This window comes from Kribbella sp. VKM Ac-2568, from assembly GCF_004345365.1.
GTDB lineage: Bacteria > Actinomycetota > Actinomycetes > Propionibacteriales > Kribbellaceae > Kribbella > Kribbella orskensis.
Window position 1 is genome coordinate 356,353 of sequence record NZ_SLVF01000003.1, and the last position, 23,211, is coordinate 379,563.

Below are 23,211 nucleotides of genomic sequence, written 5' to 3' on the forward strand. Positions count from 1 at the left end.
CGGCCGCGGACCGGGGTGTGAGATGCACCTCGGCCCGCGGAAACCTGGTCACCGAACGATCTTCACGTCCGGATACCTCGGGGACTCCTTCACCAGCAGTCGCTGCGGGCGCCCCTTCAGGAACTGGTCGAAGTATGCGCCGAGATACGCCCGCTGCGCAGCCACATTCCGCTCCGGGTCCATTCAGCGGACGAACTCCACGTCCGGATATCTCGGCGACTCCTTCACCAGCAGTCGCTGCGGACGCCCCTTCAGGAACTGGTCGAAATACGCACCGAGGTAGGCACGCTGCGCGGCCACGCTCCGGTCCGGGTCGACGTTGCCGAGCAGCGCCTCGACCTCCGCCGCCGGCACGCCGTACGCCTTCGCCGCGCCAGGGACCGCGAACTGGAAGTCCGCGAAGGCCCCGTGAGTCCCCTCGGGTAGCCGCAGGTCGAGCTTCCAGCCTCGCTGGTGCTGCCAGAAGCTGACCCAGGACCGGTCCTCGTACGGCGAGCCGGGCTGCGGCAGGTGGGTGTGGTGCTGGCTTGCGAACAGCAGGAAGGGACGATCCAGCCCTTGCTTGGCCACCTCGCTCAGCTCGAGGTCCGGGTGGCCGTACTGCAGCGTGCCGTCCAGGTTCACGCCCGCATCGATCCGACGGTCTACCAGCATCGTCTCTGCGGCAGCGAAGCCACCCAGCGAGTAGCCGAACATCCCGGTCCGGCGTAGATCGAGCGCGCGCCCCAGCCCCTTCGGCAGGCGACGGTGGTCGGAGTCAGGGTTGGCACCCGCCTCGAGCCGCTGGAGGTTGTCCAGCACGAACCGGGTGTCGGCGACCCGGACCGCCGTGGCGGGCTTGATGACGTCCTGCGAGTTCGGCATGGCGGCGGGCGCCACTCGACCGCCTGGGAACTCCACCGGCGCCTCGCCTGTGTGGTCCATCGTCACCACCACATAGCCCCGGCTGACCAGGTCCTCGACGTGGTTCGTGCCCATCAACCGCGAAGTCCCCATGCCCGGGGAGTACAGGATCACCGGGTGCCGGCCGAGGGAGGGAACACCCGTCCGCGCGTGCGTCGGCGTACCGGCGTAGTCGATCTGCCCCGGCTTCAGCCCGATCACAGCGCCCACCTGGTCGGCCAGCGGCACCGCAGCATGTGGGGGCGCGTACGGAGCGCGTGGACCACGAGCGCCGGGCATTGCCGGGTACCAGACGCTGATCATCAGCTCGCGCTTTCGGCCGGGCACCCATGGGTCCACTCGGGAGTTGTCGACCAGGTGCAGCTCGGTAGTCCCGATCCGATACGGCCCCGTCGGCTCCGGCAACACCAGCCGGTACGCCGTGGGCGCCGCGGTGGTTGATGCCGGCGGCGACGCACCGGCGGTCTGTGGAACGGCGGTGGCTGTCACCCCGGCAGCAAGCAGAGCGAGCAAGGTACGGCGTTTGACTGTGGTCATCCCCCGACCCTGCCCGCCGCTGCTGCAGGCACGGATCACCCGGGAGAGGGACCAACACCCTCCTCAAGATGGATTCAGCGGACGAACGTCATCTCGGGGAGGTCCGGCGACTCCTCGCGAAGCCGCCCCCCACCGCCGACGCGGAGCCACCGTGTGATGGAGACCCGTCTCGACTTCATGACGACCACTCGGCGACGGATCGGGTCCGATCTAGTGACAAAGCCCGACCTTGTGAGTTATCAATAGCGCAATCCTGTTCATAGATGCGTGAAGTGAGGCACTCGTGAGCATCTTTGTCCGCGTTAAACGTTCAGCCCTTCTCACTGGAACATCCCTGGCTCTGGTCGCGGGTGCCTTGGTCAACGCAGTCGGCGCGGGACCCGCTGCCGCCGGCTCCACCGAGGCCTCTGCCGGCGACACCTCCCTCGGCGCGGTGACCGCCTTCGCCGCCGAGACAGCGCAGTACACGCTGACCGCCGGGACCGCGAAGGTCCGCGTGGTCTTCCTCAAGGACGACGTGTTCCGGATCTGGCTCGCGCCGGACGGCACCTTCACCGACCCGGCCAACACCCCGCCGACCGACCCGACCGCCCCGGCGTCGAACATCGTCACCAAGACCGACTACGCGAAGCCGAAGACGTCCTGGCGCGACCGGGGCAGCTACTACTCGCTCAAGACGGGCGCCATCGAGGTACGGGCGAACAAGTCGCCGCTGCGCTTCTCGCTGTACCGGGCGAACGGGCAGCAGATCTGGTCCGAGACGGCTCCGCTGTCCTGGAACGACACCTCCACCACCCAGTCCCTGAGCCGCGGGGCGAACGAGCAGTACTTCGGCGGCGGGATGCAGAACGGCCGCTTCTCGCACCGCGACCAGACCATCACGGTCGCCCGCGACTTCAACTGGGAGGACGGCGGCAACCCGAACGCCTCTCCGTACTACATGAGCACCGCCGGCTACGGCGTACTGCGGAACACGTTCGCGCCGGGCAGTTACAGCTTCGCCGACCCCGTCGTCGCCAAGCACGACGAGAAGCGGTTCGACGCGTACTACTTCGTCGGCGATCTCAAGACCTCGCTGGACCGCTACACGGAGCTGAGCGGCCGCCCGTTCATGCCTCCGATCTACGGCCTCGAGTACGGCGACTCCGACTGCTACAACCGCGGGCACTACGCCACCGACCCGGATACCAGCAACGACTGGAAGGTCCACCCGGAGAAGGTGACGACGCTGGACGCGGTCAAGGTGGCGCAGAAGTTCCGCGACGAGGACATGCCCGGCGGCTGGATGCTGGTCAACGACGACTACGGCTGCGGGTACTCCGACGACACCGACTCCGAGCAGGTCGACGGCACCTGGTGGGGCAAGCGGGAGATCCCCGCGCTCAAGCAGACCGGCGACGAACTGCGCCAGCGGAACATCCAGATGGGCCTGTGGACGCAGTCGTCCCTCGACCGGCAGCCGGCCGAGGTGGGCGAGGCCGGAGTCCGGGTGCGCAAGCTGGACGTCGCCTGGGTCGGCCCGGGCTACCGGTACGCGCTCAGCGCCTGCGACACCGCGCATGACGGCATCGAGCAGTACAGCAACGCCCGCGGCTACGCCTGGATGGTCGAGGGCTGGGCGGGTGCGCAGCGGTGCGCGGTGCAGTGGACCGGCGACCACAGCGGCTCCCTCGACGCGATCAAGTGGCAGATCCCGGCCATCACCGGTTCCGGCAACTCCGGGATCGCCTACAGCGCGGGTGACGTCGACGGCATCTTCGGCGGCTCCCCGACCAGCTACACCCGGGACCTGCAGTGGAAGGTGTTCAACCCGGCCTTCATGACGATGTCCGGCTGGGCGACCCCGGCGTACAAGCAGCCGTGGACGTACGGCGAGCCGTACACCTCGATCAACCGCAAGTACCTCAAGCTGCGCGAGCGCCTGCTCCCGTACTTCTACTCGTACGCCGCCGAGGCGCACCGTACCGGTGCTCCGCTGAACCGCTCGCTGGTGCTGGAGTACCCGGACGACCCGAAGACCTGGGACGACACCACGAAGTACGAGTTCCTGGCCGGCAAGGAGTTCCTGGTGGCGCCGATGTGGGGCGCCGACGAGGTGAAGAGCGGCATCTACCTGCCCAAGGGCAACTGGGTGGACTACTGGACCGGCAAGGTCTACCAGGGCCCGACGACCGTCAACGGGTACCACGCGAAGCTCGACACGCTGCCCTTGTTCGTCAAGGCCGGCGCGGTGGTCCCGATGTGGAAGAGCGGCATCAACTCGGCCGCGGAGCAGGGCTTCGGCGACCGGCTCACCGTCGACGTCTACCCCCAGGGCAAGTCGTCCTTCTCGCTCTACGAGGACGACCGCGTCACCCGTGACTACAAGTTGGACAAGTCCGCCAGCCAACTGCTGGAGGTCGCGGCACCCGTCTCGGCTCGCGGCGACGTCACCGTCAAGATCGGCGCCAGCCGCGGTTCGTACGCGGGCAAGCCAGGCGCCCGCCCGTACGAGCTGACCGTCCACACCGGCACCGCACCGCGCGACGTCACCGTGGACGGGAGCAAGCTCACCAAGCTGGTCAGCAAGAACGCGTACCTCGCGGCCTCCACCGGCTGGTACTACGAGAACGGCGTGGTGCTGGTGAAGACGGCATCGCTGTCGACCTCTCGTGATGCCACCGTGCGACTGGACGACACCACCTCGGTCGGCGGCGGCAAGGCGGTCTCCGACACCTTCGGCACCCCCGAGCTCTCCTCGCCGTCCCTGTGGAACGCCCCGGGCCAGGCCACCGAGGTCACCGCCACCTTCAAGAACGCCGGTACGACGGCGATGCGCGACGTACGGCTGGCTCTCGACCTGCCGGACGGGTGGACGGCCACTGGTTCGAGCACCTTCGCCAAGGTCGACCCGGGTAAGACGGTCAGCACCAAGCTGGCGGTGACCCCCGCCGCTGCGGTGAAACCGGCCAGTTTCACTCTGCGGCTGGACGCGTCGTACAAGGTGGACGACGCCGCGTACACCAACAGCACGGTGGCCACGGCACAGTTGCCCTACGCATCCTTGTCGCAGGCGGCGAACGTCGTCGGCGTGAGCGACGCGTCGAGCTTTGCCCAGGGCAACTTCGACGGATCGGGCAACAGCTTCAACGGCGAGGCCCTCGCCGCGGCGGGCTACACGCCGGGCGCGAAGGTCACCGTGCAGGACGCCGAGTTCACCTGGCCCACGGGTGCTCCGGGAACGCCGAACCTGGTGAAGAACCAGCCGGCCCCGATCCTCGTCTCCGGCACCGGTTCTCACCTTGCCCTGCTGGGCGCGGGAGCGAGCCTGAACGCCAAGGGGAGCGTCACCGTCATCTACACCGATGGGTCCGAGTCGCAGGCTCCGTTCCAGTTGCCGAACTGGTGTTGCCAGGACCCGACCACCGGCGGCGCGAAGCTCGCGGTCTCGGTGAAGGGCCGGTACACACCGGCCGGTCTGGCCAACACCACAACGGATTACCGGGTCTTCTACACCGCTGTAGCACTGGATCCGGGCAAGACGGTGAAGGCGATCAAGCTGCCCGGCGGCGGCCTCGGGTTCTTCGCCGCGACCATCGCGGACAAGCCGCTACCGCCGGCACCCACCGGACAGCCCTGGGTGAGCGACCTGGAGTGGATCGACTCGAGCAACGGCTGGGGACCGGTCGAGCGGGACAAGAGCAACGGCGAGGACGGCGCCGGTGACGGCGGCCCACTCACGCTGGACGGCACGCAGTACGCCAAGGGGCTCGGTACCCACGCGCCGTCGTTAGTCAGCGTCCGGCTCGGTGGCAACTGTTCGGCCTTCACCGCGAAGGTCGGGGTGGACGACGAGATGGAGGATCGTGGCAAGGTGAGCTTCAAGGTCGCCGTCGACGGTGTGGCGAAGTACACATCGGATCTGCTCACCGGAACGTCGCCCACGGTGCCTGTCACGGTTGATGTGACAGGTGGTCAGCTACTGACGTTGCAGGTGACCGACGCCGGCGACGGTGTCACCAGCGACCACGCCGACTGGGCGGACGCCCGCCTAACCTGCGGGAGCAACTGACACATCCGACTTTCGGCTGGACTTTCCCTGAGCACCCCCGGAACCCACCTGATCGCCGTCCCAGGGGACGGTACAGGTGGGTTCCGGTGGTAACCCGCCCCTCGTCCATGACAGGGTCTGACCTGGCAGGACCATGGCCCCCTCCCATGGTGGTGCCAACGCCACTGCGGAAGTAGTGCCAACACCATCAGATCTGGTCCCCGGGGCGACTACTTTCGAAGTAGGGATGCAGCCGTCGGGGCAGCTGTTCAGAGAGGGCGCGTGGGAGTCATGGTTGCGACATATGTGAAGAGATGGGTCGGCAGCCGGGTCTTGAGCAGAACCACCCGCAAAGGTGGTCTCAATCTGTCGAAGATGCGGATCGTCCCCCGCCAGCTCTCGATGCCGCTGCGCCGCGAAGGCCTGGACCCGACCCCGGAACTGGGCGAGGTCCGTGAGACCGAGCCGGTCCACAAACTGGCCCACCTGTTCGGGCTGAACGTCTGGGTGGTCAGCGGCCACGCCGAGGCCAAGGCGGTGCTCGCGGACACCACGAACTTCAGCAACGACATCCGGCCGCTGGTCGGCTCGGACCCGAGCAAGCCGTCCGAGGGGATCGGCGGCCTCGGCTTCACCGATCCGCCGGACCACACCCGGCTGCGCAAGCTCCTCACCCCCGAGTTCACCAAGCGCCGGCTGGCCCGGCTGGAACCGGCGATCGAGAAGATCGTCAACGACCAGCTCGACCTGATGGAGGCCAAGGGCCCGGTCGTCGACATCGTCGCGGACTTCGCCTTCAACGTTCCGTTCCTGCTGATCGCCGACCTGCTCGGCGTCGAGGAGTCCGACCGGGACAGGTTCCGGGCCCTGGGTCCGGCCCGCTTCGACCTCTCCGGCGGCGGGATCGGCGTCTTCGGCTCGGCCAGCGAGTCGCGCGAATTCCTTTTCGAGATCGTCGGCAAGCAGCGCCAGAACCCCGGCGACGGCCTGATCGGCTCGATCATCCGCGAGCACGGCGACGGGATCGACGACATCGAGCTCGGTGGGCTCGCTGACGGCGTCTTCCTCGGCGGCTACGAGACCTCGGCCAGCATGCTGGCCCTCGGCACCCTGGTACTGATGCGCGACCCGGAGAACTTCGCCCGGATCCGCAACGAGCCGGGCGCGGTGGACGCGATCGTCGAAGAACTCCTGCGGTACCTGACGGTCGTCCAGGTCGCCTTCCCGCGGTTCGCCAAGCACGACCAGGACCTTTTCGGCCAGCAGGTCAAGAAGGGCGACCTGGTCGCCGTCTCGCTGTCCGGCGCGGACCGGGACAAGGAGGTGTTCGGGCTGGACGCGGAGTCCTTCTACCCGCAGCGAGCACCTGCCGCGCACCTCGCGTTCGGGCATGGCATGCACCGCTGCGTCGGCGCCGAGCTAGCCCGGATGGAACTGCGAGCCGCCTTCACCGCCCTGGCACACCGCTTTCCGGACCTGTCCCTCGCTGTCTCTGAGGACCAACTGCGATTCCGTGACTTCTCCATCGTCTACGGAGTCGAGTCACTCCCGGTCCAGCTCCGCGCCGCCGAAACCCAGCAGGCAGCCGGCTGATCCGACGAGGCTTGTACGTCGGTCCGCACGGGCCGACGTACTCCCTTCCTTCGTCGCTCGCTCGTGGCCTGCTCCGACTCACCCCTGGTCGTCTGCTCCTCCGTCGCCTGCTCAAAACGCCCGCGGTGGTTGCTGCACACATCTGGGATGTCCCGCCGCTGTGGTGTCCGCTCAGACGTTCCCCGACGCATCTCTCGGATGCAAAGCCCGTCGAGCGGATAGTCCTGCCAGGGCGATCCAAATGGCGTGATCCGTGCAAGGTGGCGATGGCGGCCGGTGTGTACGACCTCCTAACGCCGGCCGACCGGTTTCCAGCCGTCGACACCTGCCTGGTGGGATCGGAGTACAGACGCCCCGATCTGGCGGAATACCGCGCGCGAATACGCCGAGGAATTTCTGGGCGAGCCGGAGTCTGACGGTACTCGCAGCCAACCAATCGACCATCAACCTGAGCCCGTCGATCAGGGGATGTGGGATTCGCGGGGAGAGATCACCCCGACGCCGTCCCATCGCTTCCAGTCGTAGGTTGCGATTCGGGGATGCCCGGATGCTTTACCCAGCAGCGGCTGGCTGATCCGGCGGTTCTCGTCCAGGGTTCCTTGTCCTGACAATAGTACCGACGACCACGCTGAGCGGAGTACTGGTGATCAGGCCGTGACAGCGGGGCCCTCCGCGACCACAATGGGCGGTCCGACCCGAACAGCGGGTGACGGACGGGAGGGGCGGGGATGGACGCGGGGCAGCTGACCGCACGCATCGCCGCCGCGATGACGCTGGCCCAATCAGGCGGACACGCGGTCGCGGCGGACCAGATCGACGTGATCCGCGCCGAGCTCGGCGGCGTGCCCAGCTACGAGCTGGCGGCCGCGGAGTACGTCCGCGGCGTGGCTGCGCACCATGCCAGCGACGCCGACGAGGCGCTGGCGGCGGTGGATGAGTGCCTCGCCGTGGCCCGCGCGATCGACGAGCCGGGCTGGGAAGCGAACGCCTTGCCGATCCGGATCATCAACCTGGCCCGGAGCGGACGCGGTGGCGACACCGTGAACGACATGGTCGCCGCCGAGCACGCGCTCAAACGAACCACTGATCCCGGCCTGCGCGGCTGGGCCCACACCGGACTCGGATATGCGTACGACGTACTGCGGCTGTTCGAGCTGTGCATCCCGCACTACGAGAGCGCCACCGGGATTGACGCCGACGTGCTCGAGCTCGCGGAGTCGCCCGCGATCGACCGGCTCAACCTCGCGGAGACCTACCTGCGCTGGGCCCACGAGCTCGAGCGGCTCGGCGACCCGGCGTACGAGGCGGAGATCGAGGAAAGACTTGCCTCGGCGGCTTACTGGGCCAGCGAAGCGGCGCTGGTGGTCGTCGACGACGAGAGCCAGGAGTACTGGCGGTTGAGCGCGCGTCTATGGCTCGCCGCGGCAGTGACCGCCGGGGATCCCGCAGCAGCCGTTGAGGAGTTGGAGGACTGCCGCGATCAGATCAGCAAGCTCGGCGAGACCGAGCGGCTGGCGATCGCCGGCGCCTACCTGGCAAGGGCTTTGGCGGCACAGGGCAAGTTGGACCAGGCAAGGGCTGCCGCCGAACGCGCGGCCGACGACCTGATCCCGCTGGCCGATCCGGCGACCCAGATCCTTGTCCTGCAAACGAGATCGGAGCTGGCGGCGGCCAACGGCGAGTTCGGTGCCGCCACCGGCTTGGCCTATGCGCGCTCGGTGGCCCGTGGCTGGTGGAAGGAACGCCAGCGCGCGCTGAACGCAGTACGGCATGCGCTGGTCGTGCATGATCTGTCGGCGCGTCATGATGCCGAATGGCACGCGGCACGGCAGGATCCTCTGACCGGCATCGGCAACCGCCGGGCGATGGACGAGCGATTGACGGCTGCGCGGGACTCCCAGCGGGCGGTGACATTGCTGGCCATCGACGTCGACGACCTGAAGGTGGTCAACGACACCTACGGGCATGCCTGTGGGGACGAATTGCTGCAACTAGTGGCAAACCTGCTGGTGGAACAGGCGCGAGCGACCGATGCCGTGATTCGATCGGGAGGGGACGAGTTCTTCGTGGTGCTGGATCAGCTGGACGCGGAGGGCGGCGCCCAACTGGCCGAGCGGGTCCGAGCCGCCGTCGCGATCGTCGCGGGGACGACGGCGAAACCGTGGCTGCGCGGATTGAGCCTGAGCATCGGGTACGCCGCGACCGCGGAAGGGGTACCGGTGGAACTCCTGGTCCCGGTGGCGGACCACCGGTTGTACGAAGACAAGCGCCGAGTCAGGTGAGGGTCGGCGGCAGGGGAGGTCGGGTGCGCGAGACGTCGGGCGTGACCGCGCGGATAGCCGCGGCGATGACCCGCGCCCAGTCCGGTCACCCGGCCGAGGCCGCGGCGGACGTCCGCCGGCTGCTGGCTGAGCTCGGCCCCGACCCGAGCAGCGAACGCGCCGCCGCCGAGTACGTCCGCGCGGTCGCCGCACACCACGGCATGGACGCCGAGGAGGCCCTGGACGCCGTCGACGGCTGCATCCGGGTGGCTCGCGCGATCGAGGAACCAGGCTGGGAGGCCAACGCCCTCGCGGTCCGCATCGTCACTCTGATCCGCACCGGTGAGGGTGGTGACTCCGTCGCCGACCTGGTCGCTGCCGAGAACGCGCTCGCCCGCACGCGCGACCCCGGCCTGCTGAGCTGGGGCAACACAGGTCTGGGTTACGCCTACGACCTGCTGCGGCTGTTCGAGTTGTGCATCCCGCACTTCGAACTCGCCGCCGAGGCCGATGCGGATCCGCTCGGCCTGCCCGAGTCCCCCGTGATCAACCGGCTGAACCTGGCGGAGTCCAACCTCCGCTGGGCGCACGAGATGGAGCGGCTGGGCGACTCGTCGCACGACGGGGAGATCCGGCGGCGACGGCTCGAGGCCAAGCGGTGGGCCGCCGAGGCGAACGAGGTGATCGTCCGGGCCCGCCTGATCGGCTACTGGCCGATGACCGGACGGATGTGGCTCGCGGCCAGCGAGTACGACGTCAATCCCGGCGGGGCCGCGGTCATCCTCAAGGACTGCCGCGACCAGTTGGCGAAGCTGGGTGCTCTCGAGGTCGCAGCGATCGCGGGGGCCTATCTGGCCAAGGCCTATGCCGCGATGGGTCAACTCGACGACGCGATGGAAGCCGCCGAACGGGCGAACACCGACCTGCCCCCCACTTCCGATCCGCCGGTCGAGGCGCTGGTGCGGCACACCGCCGTACAGATCATCGCGGACTCCGGCGACACCGGCGCGGCCTCCGGCCTGCAGTACGCCCGCGCCATCACCCGCGGCTGGTGGGCCGAACGCCTCCGCGGCCTGTACGCCGTACGCAGCGCGCTGGCCACCCACGACCTCTCCATCCGGCATGACGCCGAGTGGCGGGCCGCTCGGGAAGATCCGCTGACCGGCGTGGGGAACCGCCGTGCGCTGGACGAGCGGATGGCGGCCGCACTCGACTCGGGTCGCTCCGTCGCAGTGCTCGCGATCGACGTGGACAACCTGAAAGTGGTCAACGACAGCCACGGTCACGCCTGCGGCGACGAGGTACTCCGCCGGGTCGCGCACCTGCTGACCGAGCAGTGCCGCGCCGAGGATGTGGTCGCCCGCGCCGGTGGCGATGAGTTCGTGGTGGTGCTGGACAACCCGGACGAGCGTGGCGCGCGGGAACTGGTCGAGCGGATCAGAGCCGCTGCCGAGCGGGTCGCCACGGACGCGGAGGAGCCGTGGTTCGCGATGCTCCGGCTGAGCATCGGCCACGCCGCCACCACGGACGGAACCGCGGTCGCGGACCTCCTCACCGAAGCGGACCGCCTCATGTACGCCGAGAAGCGCCACCGTCGTGCGGGTGGACTGCCTCGCCAGTAGTCCTGCTGGCTCGGGGTCACGCCATCGTCAAGAACCCTTCTACGGCGAGGTTTCTGATCTGAGGCAGGTACTCCGTGTGGACCTCCTCGACCGGGCGATCCAGCAGCTCGGCCAATGCGTTGAGGATCTGCCCGACGCTCAGGTCTCCGTCACACGCACCCACGAACCCGGCGAGCACGGTGTCCGCCTGCTCGGCCCGGCGCATCCCTCGCTGTCTCCGCAGCACGATCGTCGCCGGGTCTTCGGCACCTGGCTGCCCCGCGGTCTCCTGAACCACGTCGTCCGCCGTCGTCAGGTAGAGCGGGGTCAGATCCGCCGGCAGCCCTTCGGTTCGCTCGAACCTGTCGAGCACGTGCGGCCCGATCGGCTGCTCGATCTCGAACGGCCACTCCTCCGCGAGCGTGCTCCCCTCGACGTTGTGGAGGTTGATCCAACCCATGCCGATCGACTCCACCTGCTGTTCGTCGAGCCACCGCAGCCAAGCGTCGTACCGGCTCGTGTACTCCGGTCGTCCCTGCAGGCCCGCGTCGCGCAACCACAGCTCGACGTACTCGGCGGGGTCGAGCTGCTCGCGTTGGACCGCCCAGCTCGAGCGGTCACCTGTCCAGCTCGCGATCCGGTCTCGCCAGTCCTGGCCGCGCACACAGGTCCAGTTCGCGAGCAACTGACACCAGCCGCCGTCCGTCAAGTGTCTCGGTGCCTGCCGAACGAGCTGCTCGACCACGGCATCGCCCGCGAAACCCGTCTCGCGATAGGTCAACCGCCCGTCACTCGGCGGCGCGATCACGTACGGCGGGTTGCTGACGATCAGGTCGAACCTCTCCTCTCGGACCGGCTCGTAGAGGCTGCCGTCGCGGACGTCGAGGTCGATCCTGTTCAGCGCGGCGGTCCAGCGCGTGAGCTGGAGGGCTCGCGGGTTCACATCGGTCGCGACGATGTGGCCGACCCGGTCGGCGAGGTGCAGAGCCTGGATGCCGCAGCCGGTGCCGATGTCGAGCGCCTTCTCGGCCTTGATCGGCACGGTCAGCTTGACCAGACTCAGGCTCGCGGGCGCTATGCCGAGCACGTAGTCGGGCCGCATCGGCTCTCGCCGGCCATCCAGCCCGGGCGTGAGATCCGCGACCACCCACGACTGCCGGTCGTCCTCCGCATACGGTCGCAGATCGATCGCCGCACTGATCTCGTCGCCCCGCGGCGTCAAGATGCCCAGGGCAAGCAGATCGTCGTCGATGCCGTGGAATGCCTTCGCGGTCAGTGATTTCGGCACCGGGCGCTGGAGCAGGAACAGCCGGATCATGATGTCGAGCGGGTCGCCGCCGGTGGTGCGCTGATGGGCCAGGGTCGTCTCGTTGCGCGCGAGCGCGTTGTTGGCCTGGGCACCCAGCCGCGCGGCGACACCTTCCACGGTGTAGCCCGCCGTCTCGAAGGCGTCCCGGAGCCGCTCGACCAGGGAACCACTCAGCTGTTGCTCGTCCATGACCCCATCCTCGCAGGCCGCCGGAACCAGCCCGGAAGTTTTCCACAGGTTCCGGATCTGCCCGTTGCGAGGGGTCGAATCCTGACAGGATCTCAGGCATCAGACGTCAGCAAATGAAGGGGAATCGCGATGATGATGCGAACGGGGGTCGTCCTGGCCGCGGGGTTGGTGCTCGTGACCGGGTGCGGGGCATCAGGGCTGCAGACCGGCGCCGGGACGGTCGAGAAGAAGACCACCGAGGCGTTCCTGACCACGGTCGAGTCCGACTGGCACCAACGAGTAGACACCGAGCCGAACAAGAACCTCAGTGCGGACGGCCGCTGCTACTTCGTGACCGGTGCCGACGGCAACCAATCGCTGGGGACCGTAGCCTGCGGCCCCCTCCGCCGCCTCGGTACTGCGGAGCGCCAGGTCTGGGACCTCGTCCGGATCACCACCACCGGTGGCGACAAGCCCGGCCTGGAAGTCCCTGAGAACGAGCCCTGGAAGCAGTCCCAGCTTCGCCCGGACAGCAGTTCCTTGTGGCGACCGGACGACATGGTGACCGACGACAACGCCGACAACCTGGCTGCTCCTCCTGCACCAGCGGCGACCTCGGGCCTGATCACCGTCACCGCGAAGAGCGAGACCTTAGAGCCGAAGCCGGCCTCGGACAAGCTCGTCTTGCCCGACGGCACCGTGACTATCAAGGGACTCGCCGCACCGGAGACCATCGGCAGTGGCACGGAGGTGAAGGCGCCAGCCTCCGGTGAGAAGTTCATCGCCGCGATCTTCAGCACGAGCCCGACCATCGACCCGCTGACGGAGCGCCCAGGCTTCGACGCGAACGCGTCCGGGACAACCGCCACCACCAAGTGGACCGTGACGGTCGGCGGCGAGCAGCGCCCGGTCGACGTACTGCCGCGCGGCGACGCCTCCGCGATGACCGGCGACCAGATGCTGCTCGTCTCAGTCCCCAAGGAGACCCCTGACGTCCTGTTGACGGCGACCAGTGGTTCAGTCGTCCAGTCACTGTCACTGACCACCGGCAAGCGGACCACCGACACGGCGGCCACCTACTACCGCGCCGGGACCCTCACCGACCTGAACAAGTCCCTGCCGAACACCCCTGGCGACCAAGGCCGCGACTTCACCAGCACCTTCTCGCTCGCCTTGCAGAAGGCTGTCCTGGCTCCCTGGGATCCCACCCGCGGCTGGGCGCCGCAGGGCAAGGCGTGGGTCAGGGTGCAACTCGCCTCGACCCTCAAGTACGAGTCCATCCAGTACCAGATCGACTGGACCGCCCCGTTCCTGACCGCCACCGCAGACGGCCGGCCAGTCCCCGCCGCTCCCGGCAAGCCAGACTTCGACATCCTCACCCTCGAGGTCCCAGCCCACACCAAGGTCGTACAACTCACGGCCACCGCCCACTTGAAGTTCGCCGCCAAGAGCTACGCCCTCAGCGCCACCCCCAAGTCCGGCACAGTCACCTACCCACCCCTCACCGCCACCGCCACCTTCCGCTGACCCACCCAAAGTGGCTCGGTCGGTGGAGATGCCGATCGAGCCGCAGGTCAGGTCGTTGGTGCTCCATAGCGCAGTCCGTCGACCAGGAGGCGGACGAGACGGTCCGCACGTTCCTTCGAACCAGGCGAGCCAACCGACAGGCTGAATCCGCCCAGCGCACCAGCAACGTCGTCGCCACCATGCTCCCCGGACACCGCCCGACCCCCGAAGATCCAGCTAGGCATTGCCCTGTAGCGTTTGCGACACATATTCTCCTACGTGAAACGATCATTACAAGGAGGCTCGATGTCGACGGCCACCGTGAAGCCTGAGGAGGTCGGGATGTCCTCGGCCGGGCTGGAGAACGTCACCTGCCTCGTACGCCGGTACGTCGACCAGGGCCGGTACGCCGGGACGGTCAGCGTGGTCGCGCGGCGGGGCGAGGTGGTGCACTTCGAGGCCAACGGATTGATGGACGTCGAGCGTGGTCAGGCGATGCGCCCGGACACGATCTTCCGGATCTACTCGATGACCAAGCCCATCGTCAGCGTCGGGTTGATGCTCCTGTACGAGCAGGGCCTGTTCCAGCTCAACGACCCGGTATCGGCCTATCTGCCGGAGCTGGCAGACCTCAAGGTCTTCGCCGGCGGCGACGCGGACCGCTTCGAAGTACGGGAGCCTGCTCGGCCGATGACGGTCCGGGATCTGCTGATGCACACGTCCGGCCTCGCCGCGCTCAACGGGAAGAACCCGGTCGGCGAGCTCTACCGTCGAGCAGGCCTCACCGGCATGGACTCCACCGCCTCCCTGGCCGAACTACCGCGTCAACTCGCCGAACTCCCGCTGCAGGCCGATCCCGGCTCGCGCTGGATCTACGGCATTTCCACCGACCTGGTCGGCCTGCTCTGCGAGGTGATCAGCGGGCAACCACTCGACCAGTACCTCCAGGACCGCCTCTTCGACCCCCTCGGCATGATCGACACCGGCTTCTCGGTCCCCGAACCAAACATCCACCGCCTCGCCGCCGCCTACACGTACGCCGAACCCGGTGGGCAGCAGTCCCGCGCCTTCGCGCTGGCGGATGATCCCTGGACCAGTGACTACACGAGGCCGCGGAGCTTTCTGTCGGGGGTTGCGGGGCTGGTGTCGACCGCGGGTGACTATCTGCGGTTCTGTCGGATGCTGGCGGGCGGCGGCTCCGTGGACGGGGTTCGGGTGATAGGCCCGCGGACCTTGCAGTTCATGACCGCCAACCACCTGCCCGACGGCCGCGATCTCGCCTCGATGGCCGACTTCGGTGGCGAGACGCGTCGCGAGGGCCAGGGATTCGGTCTCGGCTTCGGCGTATTGCTCGACCAGACCGTGGCCCAAACGATCGGCACCAAAGGCGAGTACTTCTGGGGCGGCGCAGCCTCGACCGCCTTCTGGGTGTCGCCGGCGGACGACCTGATCACGATCTTCCTGACCCAACTCCGCCCCTCAGCCACGTACCCGATCCGCCGCGAACTCCGCGCCGCCGTCTACGCCTCCCTCACCGACTGAGTACGCCGTGGAGCAGGTGATCACCGACGACGGGTGTGCCCTCTGGAGTCGCGTCAGCGGGACGGGTCCACCGGTGGTGCTCGTGCACGGCGGACCCGGCTGGTGGGACGTGTTCGACGACCTGGCGCTGATGCTGGCCGACGACTTCACCGTCTACCAGTGGGATCAGCGCGGCGCGGGCCGATCGGATCGCCGCGGCCCCTACACGCTCGCGCGATTCGTGGCCGACCTCGAGACGATCCGCCACCACACCGGCGAGGAGAAGGTGCACCTGCTCGGCCATTCCTGGGGCGCCGTCCTCGCCCTCGAGTACACCCAGGCGCACCCGGATCGAGTCGACCGCCTCCTCCTCGTCTCCAGCGTCGGCCTGGACGGACCACCTCCGTCGTACCGGCAGCGCGTTGCGGAGATCCTCGCGGCGGAGCCCTGCGAGGACGAGTGGCTAGCGCGGATCTCCACTGGATTCGCCGATCGCTCCACCGCACTCAGCCAAGCGCGCCAGCTCAACACCCCCAGATTCGAGCCGAACAAGGTATGCGCCGAGGCCCTCCTCGCCGAAGTACGGGCATTGCCCGACCGCATCACGCCCTGCTGCAAGGTCACCTCGCCGACGCTGATCATTCACGGCGCTCGCGACCTCCGACCGCCAGCCGTCACCGACTCCCTGCTGGTTGCCCTACCGAACGCCCAGCGCGCCATCCTCCCCGACGCAGCCCACTACCCGTGGCTCGAAAACCCGGAGCGCTTCCGACGACTCACCCGCGCCTTCCTACTCCGACAGGCTGCCTACGGCGCAACGGCGGTTGAGTAGAGGACCGTGCCGGACTCTACGAACGCCTCCGGCGAGAGCTTGCTCAACTCCCTCTCGGCAGCCACCAAGCACTCTGTACGCCGATCCGCCGCCAGCAGGTCGATCCGCCGAGCCATCGCCCCGATCACCTGCGAGTGAGCCAGAAACTCGGCAGCAGTCGGCTGGTGATGAAACCGCTCGACCGTGATCTCAACAGACACGAATCCAGCGTCCTGCAAGGCGATCCGGAGCTCCGCCGGATCCGACGTGGTGTCGTTCGACGGCATCTGGGGCGAGGGATCAGGCGGCGCCTGAAAATCGTCGATCACCCGCACCCACACGTCGTACGCCGGATGCGGGTCGTGCCCGGACCAGGTGACCGCCGCGAAGGAACCACTCGGCACCAGCGTCCGGCGTACCTCGGCAAGGGCCGCAGGTAGATCGGGGATATGGAAGAGGACGAACGGCATCACCACGGCGTCGAGGACTCCGGCGCGGAACGGCAACGCCTGTGCGTCGGCGACCACCCGGTCGAACCGAGCCGGCGCCTGCCTGAGCATCGCCTCGGTCAGATCAGCCCCGATCACCTCGGCCTGCGGCGCGAGGGCGGCGAGATGCGACAGCAGACGACCCGGACCACACCCCACCTCGGCCACCCGTCGCGCCTGTTCGAGCGACAACCGATCCGCCACCGCCCGAGCGTGCACCGCGAGCACGTCGGCCCACTTCCCGTCGTACGTCGTCGCGACGCGGCTGTAGTTGTCCCGGATCGAAGCCGTACTCATGCCGGTCAGAAGTAGTACGGCGTGACGGTCTGGAAGAACTCGACCAGGCGGGCCTTGACCACGTCGCGATGGGGAACCTCGGTGCGCGGGTTGTCATCGTCCAGGTGTACGCCGTGGTCGAGCATCAGGTAGACGACGCGCAGGGTGCGGAGGGTGTTCGACATCTCCGCGGGAATGCCGTCGGGATACCCGCCGGCGCGGCCCGCGGCTGCGGCCCGGATCGCGGGATCGAGCCAGGCGGTCGCTTCCTCCTCGGCCAGATCAGAGCGAGTCAGCGCGACCGAGAGGGCATACCCCAGCCGATCGTCCTCCAGATCCCGGAAGACGTGCTCAGTCGGCGTCAGGAGCCGCCCGATGCCCAGCCGGAGCATCTCCACCGGCTCGACGGCAGGCATCCGCGCCAGGGCTGCCAGCAGGTCACCCCCGTGCGCCACGGCGTGCAACCAGCCCAGCTTGGGGTCGAACCCGCGCAGGTCCTCCTCGGCGACGTACCAGCGCTCGAAGGGCGGCACCCAGTTCGGCTCGAAGACCCCGGCGGACACGATCGAGTCCAGGATCAACGGCGCGAACGTCCGGGCCTGGATCTCCTCGTCGGCGAACCGGGCGACCATCTCGTCGCCGAGCGAGCGCAACTGGTCGGCACTGAGTACGCCGGTGCCGATCCAGGTGGCCAGCGTCGCGTACGCCTGGCCGTCGCGGACCAGTGGGTCGGGCGACCGGAGCAGCACCGAGAGTTCGGCGATGAGATCGCTGAGCGGACGATCGGTCGGTACGGCGAAGCCGTCGGCGCGGACCTGCGCCCAGTCGGTCATGCGCGGCAGGCTAACAAAGAGAACGGCCCGTGGGACATCTGAGAAAACCAGATGTTCCACGGGCCGTGGCGGCCAGGACCCCTCAGCCCGGCCGGACCCAGCACCGCCGAGCCGCAAGGCGACCCGGCGGCCGTTCGTCAGGCGTCGCGCTTGCTGGCGGTGATCAGGGCGATCACCAGGATGCCGATGCTCCAGGCCGCGAAGTACGCCATCGCCCACCACGGTGACAGCGCGGTGCTGGCGCCGGCGGCGTCGGCACCGGCCAGGCCCATGTCCTGGCCACCGTTGAGGAACTGGTTCGCGTTGGTGAACGGCGTCCACTTCTGCAGGTCGTCGCCGATCTTCGGGATCAGCGGCAGCAGGCTCTCGACCAGCAGCGGCCACAGGATCAGGATCGCGATCGCACCGGCGCTCTGCCGGATCAGGATGCCGACCGCGACCGCGAAGATCGCGGCGAAGCCGTAGACCAGGCCCTGACCGAACATCAGCCGCCACTCGGCCGCGGTGTCGATCTTCATGTCCGCGCCGCTGGCGAGCAGGCTGCCGATCGCCCAGGAGCCCCAGGAGGCGACCAGGCCTACGACAGCGGCCAGCGTGGCGACCACGATGGTCTTGTTGAGCAGCAGGGCCGCACGCTGCGGAACGGCCTGGAAGCTGGTCCGGATGGTGCCGAACCGGTACTCGGTGGTGACGGCCAGCGCGGCCATCACCATGATGACCATCTGCCCGAGGCCGACGCCGAACTGCGTCATGGCCGGGGTCACCCGCAACTCGTCCGGCCCGGACGCGAAGCCGGTGGCCAGGGCGGCCAGGCCGATGGACAGCACGGCGGCGACGATCATGCACCACCACGGCGACCGGGTGGAGAAGAGCTTGATGCGCTCGACGGTGATCAGCGACATGTCAGTTGTCCTCCTTCGGCCCGGCGGCCACCTCGACGCCGGAGACCGGCGGAACCGCGGCGACGTCCGTGACAGCGGCGATCTCGTCATGTGCGTGGTAGTCGACCGAGTCACCGGTCATCTGCATGAAGGCGGCCTCCAGCGAGCCGCGCTGCAGCGTCAGTTCGTGCAGCACGATGCCCTCAGCGGCGGCGGTCTCACCGATCTTGTCGGTGGTCACTTCACCCTCGACGAACAGCACCTTGCCCTGGTCCTCGACGTCCTCGATCCGGGTCACCAGGCTCTGCTGCTGCAGGATGCCCTGCAGCTGGTCGAGCTGCGGGCTGCGCACCTTGACGGTGGTGCCGCTGGCGCGGTCGACGAACTCGTTGGTCGAGCTCTGCGCGATCAGCTTGCCGCGCCCGATCACGATCAGTTCCTCGGCGGTCAGCGCCATCTCGGAGAGCAGGTGGCTGGAGACCAGCACGGTCCGGCCCTCACCGGCCAGCCGGTGCATGAAAGTCCGGATCCAGACGATGCCCTCGGGGTCGAGGCCGTTCACCGGCTCGTCGAAGAGCAGGATCTCCGGGTCGCCGAGCAGGGCGCCGGCGATGCCCAGCCGCTGCGACATGCCGAGCGAGTAGGCACCCGCGCGCTTGTTCGCGACGGAGGTCAGGCCGACCATCTCGAGCGCCTTGTCGACGCTGTCCTTGGGAAGCTTGTTGGAGGCCGCCATCCAGGCCAGGTGAGCGCGGGCCGAGCGGTTCGGGTGCACCCACTTGGCGTCCAGCAGGGCGCCGATCTTGGTCAGCGGCTGCCGCAGGTCGCGGTAGCGCTGCCCGTCGATCCGGACGTCACCGGCGGTCGGGGTGTCGAGCCCCAGGATCATCCGCATCGTGGTCGACTTGCCGGCCCCGTTCGGGCCCAGGAAGCCGGTCACCTTGCCGGGTTTGACCTCGAAGGACAGGTTGTCAACGGCAACGGTTGCGCCGTATCGCTTGGTGAGGCCTTTTGCCTCGATCATCGCCGTACTCCTCGTTCGGTGGCGCGCCAGTATGTCCTCGGGCGGGCTGTGTCTACCCCAGTATCAAGGTCGGTCCGGGTCAAAGCATCGAACCCGGGGCGGATCCGCAGTGTCCACCTGTGGATGGATTCTGCCGTCCGTGATCGTGCTGATGCCATCGGTTAACCCCCTGACCCGTCCCCCACGATCCCTCACCGGCGGGACGGGTACATCCGACCAAAGTCGACGGCCGATCGACGAATGACCACGCCGGCAACAGTTCCGGAGTACGGCGGAGACTCAGGGAAACCGCTTGTCCGGCAGTGATCTGGTGGTCACTGTCAGCTGATGGTCGCCACCTTGTGCGGACAAGACGAAGGGCCCGCCGGAGTGATCCGGCGGGCCCTCGCTTCAAATGTTCAAGCAGTCGTTCGATCCTGGCCATCAGGCCGTGGGCCGATCAGGCTGCGGCGTTCACCTCGGCCGGGGTGTCGGAGATGACCGACTCCCGGCGCTTGGAGACCACCACGGCCACGACGATGATCAGCAGCGCGGCGACCGCGATGATGATCCGCAGCGGCGTGTTGGTGTCCTCGCCGATGCTGGACATGCCCACGACGGCCGGTGCGATCAGCACGGAGACCAGGTTCATCACCTTGATCAGCGGGTTGATGGCCGGGCCGGCGGTGTCCTTGAACGGGTCGCCCACGGTGTCACCGATGATGGTGGCCTCGTGCGCCGGCGAACCCTTGCCGCCGTGGTTGCCGTCCTCGACCAGCTTCTTCGCGTTGTCCCAGGCGCCACCGGAGTTGGCCAGGAAGACGGCCATCAGGGTGCCGGTGGCGATCGCGCCGGCCAGGTAGCCGGCCAGCGCCGAGGCGCCCAGACCGAAGCCGACCGCGATCGGGGCCGCGAGCGCGAGCAGACCGGGGGTGGCCAGCTCACGCAGCGAGTCGCGGGTGCAGATGTCGACGACCTTGCCGTACTCCGGCTTGCCGGTGCCGTCCATGATCCCGGGGATGTCGCGGAACTGGCGACGCACCTCGTAGACGACCGCACCGGCGGCGCGGCCGACGGCGTTGATCGCGAGCCCGGAGAACATGAACACGACGGCCGCACCGATGATCAGGCCGACCAGGGTGGACGGGTCGAAGACGAGCGCGTCCGCGTTGAACGCGGCGTCCCCGGCGTCGTTCAGCACCGAGTAGATCGAGTCGGTGTAGGACCCGAACAGCGCGGTCGCCGCGAGCACCGCGGTGGCGATCGCGATGCCCTTGGTGATGGCCTTGGTGGTGTTGCCGACGGCGTCCAGCTCGGTCAGGATCTGGGCCGCCTCGCCGTCCACGTCGCCGGACATCTCGGCGATGCCCTGCGCGTTGTCGGAGACCGGGCCGAAGGTGTCCATCGCGACGATGACGCCGACGGTGGTGAGCAGACCACAACCGGCCAGCGCGATCGCGAACAGCGCGACCACACCGGAACCACCGACCAGGAAGGCGCCGTACACGGCGGCGGCGATCACCAGCGCGGTGTAGACGGCGGACTCGAAGCCGACCGAGATACCCGACAGGATCACGGTCGCGGCGCCGGTCAGCGAGGTCTTGCCGACGTCCTGGACCGGCTTGTCCTCGGTACCGGTGAAGTAGCCGGTCAGCGCCAGGATGATCGCTGCCAGCACGATGCCGATGATCACCGAGACGGTGGCGATGACCCGGGGGTCACCGTCGTTGGCCGCGATCGCCTCGGTGGCACCCGTCAGGTCGCCGAAGTTGGCCGGCAGGTAGACGAAGGCGGCGATCGTACAGAGCACCGCGGAGATCAGCGCCGAGATGTAGAAGGCCCGGTTGATCGTGCGCAGGCCGTTCTCGCCGGCCCGCGGCTTGGTCAGGTAGACACCGATCACCGCGGTGACGGCGCCGAGGGCCGGCACGATCAGCGGGAAGATCAGGCCCTGCTCACCGAAGGCGGCCTTGCCCAGGATCAGCGAGGCGACCAGCATGACGGCGTACGACTCGAACAGGTCCGCGGCCATACCGGCGCAGTCACCGACGTTGTCGCCCACGTTGTCGGCGATGGTCGCCGCGTTGCGGGGGTCGTCCTCGGGGATGTTCTGCTCGACCTTGCCGACCAGGTCGGCGCCGACGTCGGCGGCCTTGGTGAAGATACCGCCGCCGACCCGCATGAACATGGCGAGCATGGCGGCACCGAAGCCGAAGCCTTCGAGCACGGTCGGGGCGTCACCCTTGAAGAGCAGCACCACCAGGGCGGCACCGAAGAGGCCGAGCCCCACGGTGAACATCCCGACGGTCCCACCGGTCCGGAACGCCACCCGCATGGCGGGTTCGCGGCCCTCGTCCCGCGCGGCGGCGGCGACCCGGACGTTGGCCCGGGTCGCGAGCCACATGCCCAGGTAGCCGATGGTGGCGGAGAAGCCCGCGCCGACCAGGAAGAAGACCGAGCGGAAGATCTTCAGCGTGGTCTCGTTGCCGTCGCCGTGCACCGGCAACAGGAACAGCAGCAGGAAAGCCACCACGGCGAAGACCGACAGTGTCTTGAACTGCCGGGACAAATAGGCCGCGGCGCCTTCCTGAACCGCCAAAGCGATGGTCTTCATGTTCTCGGTGCCATCGTTCGCGGCAAGCACCTGACCGCGGAACACCATCGCGATGGCGACCGCGAAGATCGCGATCACTCCGACGATGATGACCAGCGTGGTGTTGCTCGACGAAAGATCCACCGCTTGTACAGCAAGCAGCGCGGACATCCGTCCTCCTTGTTGGCAACCCTCAGGGCTGAACGGCCCCCGTACTGCCGCATCCATAGGGTTGAGAATTACGACACAGCGCCAATGGCCTGACGCGGTGGGTCACTCTAACGGGTATCCGACCAGACCTGACGACAGGGTGGTCTACGCCATACCCACGTCAGACGGCAAACCTGGCACCGGATTCGTTCTCCACCCCGTCACCCCGCTCACCGTCAGTGATCCTCAGGACACCTTTTCGCTCCGCCTCAGATCGCCGAGGCGACGTCGGGGTGGATCTCGAAGACCTTTGTCAGGCCGGTGATCCGGAAGATCTTGAGCAGCCGTTCCTGGGTACAGACCAGCGACAGCGAGCCGTCGTGGGTCCGCACCCGTTTGAGTCCGCCGACCAGCACACCGAGCGCGGTGGAATCCAGGAACTCCACCCTTTCAAGGTCCACGACGAGGTGGTACTGCCCCGCGTCGACCAACGAGACGATGGTCTCGCGGAGCTTCGGTGCGGTGTAGACGTCGATCTCCCCACCCACCTCGACGACGGTGCGCCCACCCTCCGTGCGCGTCGTCAGCGACAGATCCACTTCGGCCTCCGATCCCGTGAACTGTTGCATTCAACCATGTACGGACCGTGAGAAGGGCCGTGTGCGAAAACTCTTTCATTCCGGCTCTCCCCGCGTCGACCCACCTGGTGAAAAAGACCTGTGCATCCGCATTCGCACACGCGTTCCG

At 68.1% G+C, this 23,211-nt stretch carries 15 protein-coding genes; 7 read left to right on the forward strand and 8 right to left on the reverse strand.

Annotated elements, in window-relative coordinates; all coding sequences use genetic code 11:
- Positions 1 to 183 precede the first annotated feature (183 nt).
- Positions 184 to 1,440, reverse strand: a complete 1,257-nt coding sequence (locus EV648_RS09150; RefSeq protein ID WP_132287634.1) for a lipase — start codon at positions 1,438 to 1,440, stop codon at positions 184 to 186.
- Positions 1,441 to 1,795: 355 nt separating this feature from the next.
- Here EV648_RS09150 and EV648_RS09155 point away from each other — a divergent pair, with 355 nt between their 5' ends.
- The 4 genes from EV648_RS09155 to EV648_RS09170 all read left to right on the forward strand — a co-directional run bounded on the left by EV648_RS09155 (position 1,796) and on the right by EV648_RS09170 (position 10,946).
- Positions 1,796 to 5,491, forward strand: coding sequence for an NPCBM/NEW2 domain-containing protein (locus EV648_RS09155; protein ID WP_158293950.1), 3,696 nt, complete (start codon positions 1,796 to 1,798; stop codon positions 5,489 to 5,491).
- Positions 5,492 to 5,845: 354 nt separating this feature from the next.
- Complete coding sequence (locus tag EV648_RS09160) at positions 5,846 to 7,063, forward strand: cytochrome P450 (protein ID WP_241994989.1); 1,218 nt, start codon at positions 5,846 to 5,848, stop codon at positions 7,061 to 7,063.
- A 728-nt stretch (positions 7,064 to 7,791) separates the two neighbouring features.
- A complete protein-coding gene (locus tag EV648_RS09165) occupies positions 7,792 to 9,345 on the forward strand; it encodes a diguanylate cyclase (RefSeq protein WP_132287640.1) in 1,554 nt (517 codons plus the stop codon).
- Between the two features lie 23 nt (positions 9,346 to 9,368).
- Positions 9,369 to 10,946: a diguanylate cyclase gene (locus EV648_RS09170; protein ID WP_241994990.1), complete on the forward strand. Its 1,578-nt coding sequence runs from the start codon at positions 9,369 to 9,371 to the stop codon at positions 10,944 to 10,946.
- A 16-nt stretch (positions 10,947 to 10,962) separates the two neighbouring features.
- On the opposite strand, the gene EV648_RS09175 is transcribed toward EV648_RS09170, so the two are convergent.
- A complete protein-coding gene (locus tag EV648_RS09175) occupies positions 10,963 to 12,423 on the reverse strand; it encodes a methyltransferase (RefSeq protein ID WP_132287643.1) in 1,461 nt (486 codons plus the stop codon).
- Positions 12,424 to 12,552: 129 nt separating this feature from the next.
- Here EV648_RS09175 and EV648_RS09180 point away from each other — a divergent pair, with 129 nt between their 5' ends.
- From EV648_RS09180 to EV648_RS09190, 3 genes are all read left to right on the forward strand, one after another.
- On the forward strand, positions 12,553 to 13,929 hold the full coding sequence (locus EV648_RS09180) for a hypothetical protein (protein WP_132287646.1): 1,377 nt from the start codon (positions 12,553 to 12,555) through the stop codon (positions 13,927 to 13,929).
- A 285-nt stretch (positions 13,930 to 14,214) separates the two neighbouring features.
- Positions 14,215 to 15,450, forward strand: coding sequence for a serine hydrolase (locus EV648_RS09185; protein WP_132287649.1), 1,236 nt, complete (start codon positions 14,215 to 14,217; stop codon positions 15,448 to 15,450).
- A 7-nt stretch (positions 15,451 to 15,457) separates the two neighbouring features.
- On the forward strand, positions 15,458 to 16,261 hold the full coding sequence (locus EV648_RS09190; protein WP_132287652.1) for an alpha/beta fold hydrolase: 804 nt from the start codon (positions 15,458 to 15,460) through the stop codon (positions 16,259 to 16,261).
- Here EV648_RS09190 and EV648_RS09195 read toward each other — a convergent pair.
- The 6 genes from EV648_RS09195 to EV648_RS09220 form a co-directional block, all read right to left on the reverse strand.
- Positions 16,237 to 17,025, reverse strand: a complete 789-nt coding sequence (locus tag EV648_RS09195; RefSeq protein WP_132287656.1) for a class I SAM-dependent methyltransferase — start codon at positions 17,023 to 17,025, stop codon at positions 16,237 to 16,239. The genes EV648_RS09190 and EV648_RS09195 overlap by 25 nt on opposite strands.
- Positions 17,026 to 17,030: 5 nt before the next feature.
- Positions 17,031 to 17,837, reverse strand: a complete 807-nt coding sequence (locus EV648_RS09200; RefSeq protein WP_132287659.1) for a DUF2785 domain-containing protein — start codon at positions 17,835 to 17,837, stop codon at positions 17,031 to 17,033.
- A 137-nt stretch (positions 17,838 to 17,974) separates the two neighbouring features.
- Complete coding sequence (locus EV648_RS09205) at positions 17,975 to 18,739, reverse strand: ABC transporter permease (protein WP_132287662.1); 765 nt, start codon at positions 18,737 to 18,739, stop codon at positions 17,975 to 17,977.
- 1 nt (position 18,740) lies between these two features.
- The gene (locus tag EV648_RS09210) at positions 18,741 to 19,742 is read right to left on the reverse strand and encodes an ABC transporter ATP-binding protein (protein ID WP_132287665.1); all 1,002 of its coding nucleotides are present in this window, start codon (positions 19,740 to 19,742) and stop codon (positions 18,741 to 18,743) included.
- Positions 19,743 to 20,181: 439 nt separating this feature from the next.
- The gene (locus EV648_RS09215; RefSeq protein WP_132287668.1) at positions 20,182 to 22,485 is read right to left on the reverse strand and encodes a sodium-translocating pyrophosphatase; all 2,304 of its coding nucleotides are present in this window, start codon (positions 22,483 to 22,485) and stop codon (positions 20,182 to 20,184) included.
- A gap of 248 nt (positions 22,486 to 22,733) precedes the next feature.
- Entirely contained in the window at positions 22,734 to 23,063 is a 330-nt protein-coding gene (locus EV648_RS09220; protein WP_132190555.1) for an STAS domain-containing protein, read from the reverse strand.
- Positions 23,064 to 23,211 lie beyond the last annotated feature (148 nt).

Excerpts from the sequence above, each read along its gene's own strand:
- EV648_RS09150 (WP_132287634.1), bottom strand. The coding sequence starts at position 1,440 with ATGACCACAGTCAAACGCCGTACCTTGCTCGCTCTGCTTGCTGCCGGG.
- EV648_RS09160 (WP_241994989.1), top strand. The coding sequence starts at position 5,846 with ATGCGGATCGTCCCCCGCCAGCTCTCGATGCCGCTGCGCCGCGAAGGC.
- EV648_RS09165 (WP_132287640.1), top strand. The coding sequence starts at position 7,792 with ATGGACGCGGGGCAGCTGACCGCACGCATCGCCGCCGCGATGACGCTG.
- EV648_RS09175 (WP_132287643.1), bottom strand. The coding sequence starts at position 12,423 with ATGGACGAGCAACAGCTGAGTGGTTCCCTGGTCGAGCGGCTCCGGGAC.
- EV648_RS09180 (WP_132287646.1), top strand. The coding sequence starts at position 12,553 with ATGATGATGCGAACGGGGGTCGTCCTGGCCGCGGGGTTGGTGCTCGTG.
- EV648_RS09185 (WP_132287649.1), top strand. The coding sequence starts at position 14,215 with ATGTCGACGGCCACCGTGAAGCCTGAGGAGGTCGGGATGTCCTCGGCC.
- EV648_RS09195 (WP_132287656.1), bottom strand. The coding sequence starts at position 17,025 with ATGAGTACGGCTTCGATCCGGGACAACTACAGCCGCGTCGCGACGACG.
- EV648_RS09200 (WP_132287659.1), bottom strand. The coding sequence starts at position 17,837 with ATGACCGACTGGGCGCAGGTCCGCGCCGACGGCTTCGCCGTACCGACC.
- EV648_RS09205 (WP_132287662.1), bottom strand. The coding sequence starts at position 18,739 with ATGTCGCTGATCACCGTCGAGCGCATCAAGCTCTTCTCCACCCGGTCG.
- EV648_RS09210 (WP_132287665.1), bottom strand. The coding sequence starts at position 19,742 with ATGATCGAGGCAAAAGGCCTCACCAAGCGATACGGCGCAACCGTTGCC.
- EV648_RS09215 (WP_132287668.1), bottom strand. The coding sequence starts at position 22,485 with ATGTCCGCGCTGCTTGCTGTACAAGCGGTGGATCTTTCGTCGAGCAAC.